Annotated in this window: 3 protein-coding genes; all 3 read left to right on the top strand. The window is 69.2% G+C overall.

Annotation, left to right across the window (positions count from 1 at the left end; genetic code table 11):
• The first annotated feature begins 113 nt into the window (after nucleotides 1–113).
• The 3 genes from tnpA to tnpC are packed head-to-tail and all read left to right on the top strand — an operon-like array spanning nucleotide 114 to nucleotide 2,509.
• Nucleotides 114–515, top strand: coding sequence for an IS66-like element accessory protein TnpA (gene tnpA / locus ACO1BU_RS36865; RefSeq protein WP_394016409.1), 402 nt, complete (start codon nucleotides 114–116; stop codon nucleotides 513–515).
• Nucleotides 515–862, top strand: a complete 348-nt coding sequence (tnpB, locus tag ACO1BU_RS36860; RefSeq protein WP_394016410.1) for an IS66 family insertion sequence element accessory protein TnpB — start codon at nucleotides 515–517, stop codon at nucleotides 860–862. Before tnpA ends, tnpB begins: the two co-directional genes overlap by 1 nt.
• 45 nt (nucleotides 863–907) lie before the next feature.
• Nucleotides 908–2,509, top strand: coding sequence for an IS66 family transposase (gene tnpC, locus ACO1BU_RS36855; protein WP_424140823.1), 1,602 nt, complete (start codon nucleotides 908–910; stop codon nucleotides 2,507–2,509).
• Nucleotides 2,510–2,517: the final 8 nt, after the last annotated feature.

Below are 2,517 nucleotides of genomic sequence, written 5' to 3'. Positions count from 1 at the left end.
GTATGCGTCAGCCGATCCCGGCCTTGAGTTGATGGTGGTGGTTCGCCGAAGTGGCTGTCATGACGGACAGCACGACGACGGCATCACTCGCTAACCCCTCTTACGACGGTAGTATGAGCGGCTCCGGTGCCCGCGCGGGCCGCGGCGTCGAGGTTCGTGTGCGGGAGGTCCGGCGCCGGAACTGGTCGACGGAGGAGCGGCTGCGGATTGTCCGGGAGACGCTGGAGCCCGGCGTGATCGTCCAGGCGGTGGCGGACCGGCACGGCGTCAGCACCGGCCAGCTCTACACCTGGCGCAAGCAGATGCTGGCCACGGCGATGGCGGGCTTTGTGCCGGTGGAGGTGGTCCCGGAGGCGCCGCAGCTCCCGCCGCCCGGCCCGGTCATGTCGCCTGACAGCTGCGTGCCGTCTGGCATGATCGAGATCACGCTGCCCTCCGGCGCCAGCATTCGCATCACCGGATGCGCCGACGCCGCGACGCTGCGCGTCGTGCTGGCCGGGATGGGTGGGCGCTGATGCTGGGCCCGCCGCCGGGTACGCGAGTGTTCCTTGCCTGCGGCACGACGGATATGCGCAAGGGCTTTGACGGTCTGGCCGCGCAGGTGCAGACGGTGCTGGCGCAGGATCCCTACGGCGGCGCGATGTTCTGCTTTCGCGGCCGCCGCGGCGACCTGCTCAAGATTCTGGTCTGGGACGGACAGGGCCTGATCCTCATCGCCAAGAGGCTGGAGAAGGGCAGGTTCGTCTGGCCGCAGACGCAGGCTGGCGTCGTCTCGCTGACCGCGGCGCAGCTCTCGATGCTGTTCGAGGGGATCGACTGGCGCATGCCCGCCTGGACTGCGCGGCCGCAGGCCACGGTGTAGCCAATCCGCCATTGCAGCGGCCATCGCGTTGCGTAGAATCATGATGTGCACGCCGCGTCGTTCGACACGCCTGACGCCGAGATCGCAGCGCTCCGCGCGCTGCTGGCGGAACGCGACGCGGTGCTGGCCGAGCGCGATGCCGAGTTGCGCAATGCGACCTTCGAGATCGAGAAGCTAAAGGTCCAACTCGCCACGCTGCGGCGGGACCGCTACGGCAAGTCGTCGGAGAAGCTGGCCATCGAGATCGGCCAACTCGAGATGCTGATCGGCGATGCCGAGGAGGACCAGGCGCAGGCCGCCGCCAGGGCGGAGGCCAAGGCCAGGACGAAGGGCCAGCCTGGCAACCAGCGGCGCCCCGCGCTCCGCAAGCCGCTGCCGGAGCACCTGCCGCGCGAGACGGTTCTGCATGAGCCGGTATTCGCCTGCCGCTGTGGCTGCACCGACCCGAAGCGCCTGACGAAGCTGGGCGAGGACGTCACCGAAGTGTTGGAGAAGATCCCGGCCCGGCTGAAGGTCATCCGCCACGTCCGGCCTCGCTATGCCTGCCGGGATTGCGAGGCCGTCCTGCAGGCGCCCGCCCCAGACCTGCCGATCGAGAAGGGGCGGCCGGGTCCCGGCCTGCTCGCGCATGTGCTGGTCTCGAAGTATCTCGATGGCCTGCCTCTGTATCGCCTCTCGGCCATCCTGGCGCGCGAGGGCGTGGAGATCGAGCGGCAGACCCTGGCCGACTGGGTCGGCCGCGGCGCCTGGTGGCTGAGCCGCCTGGCCGAGGCGATCGGCGCCTATGCCCTGCGCCACGGCATCATCTGGACTGACGACACGCCGATCGCCGTGCTGGCGCCAGGGCGCGGTCGGACGCGCGAGGGGCGGTTCTGGGTCTATGCCATCGACCCGAGGCCCTGGAAGGGTCATGGGCCGCCCGCGGCGTTCTATCGCTACTCGCCCGACCGCAAGGGCGAGCGGCCACGCGGACACCTCCAGGACTTCGAGGGCTGGCTGCATGCCGATGGCTACACCGGCTACGACGCGCTCGCGCGGCCGCGTGGCAACCAGCCGCCGCAGGTCATCCACGTCGCCTGCTGGGCGCATGCCAGGCGCAAGCTGTTCGAGGTGTTCGAAGCGACGAAGTCGCCGATTGCGGAGGAGGCGTTGCAGCGCATCGCCGCCCTCTATGCCATCGAGGCCGAGATCAACGGCAAACCCGTCGATCAGCGCCGCGCCGAGCGCCAGGCCCGCAGCAAGCCGCTGGTCGACGACCTGCATGACTGGATGCTGACGCAGCGGCGCCGGTTGTCCAGCAAGTCGACGCTGGGCAAGGCGATGCAATACGCGCTGAACCGTTGGGAGGCGCTCGCCCGATATCTCGAGGATGGCAGGCTCTCGATCGACAATAACCTCGCCGAGCGGCTGCTGCGCGGCATCGCTTTGACGAGGAAGAATTTTCTGTTCCTTGGGTCGGACGCAGGCGGCAATCGGGCCGCCATCATCTACACCGTCGCCGAGACCGCCAAGCTGAACGGCCTGGACCCGGAAGCCTACATCGCCGCCGTGCTCGACCGCCTCGCCCGTGGCCACACCATCGACCGCCTCGACGAACTCCTGCCGTGGAACTTCACGCCCGCCGCGCCACCTGCGGGGATCGGCTGACGCTTACC

This window comes from Roseomonas chloroacetimidivorans, from assembly GCF_049629625.1.
GTDB classification, from domain to species: Bacteria; Pseudomonadota; Alphaproteobacteria; order Acetobacterales; family Acetobacteraceae; genus Roseomonas; species Roseomonas chloroacetimidivorans.
The sequence above is the reverse complement of the archived record's forward strand: the minus strand, read 5'-3'. Positions and strand labels throughout refer to the sequence as shown.

Excerpts from the sequence above, each read along its gene's own strand:
- tnpA (WP_394016409.1), top strand. The coding sequence starts at position 114 with ATGAGCGGCTCCGGTGCCCGCGCGGGCCGCGGCGTCGAGGTTCGTGTG.
- tnpB (WP_394016410.1), top strand. The coding sequence starts at position 515 with ATGCTGGGCCCGCCGCCGGGTACGCGAGTGTTCCTTGCCTGCGGCACG.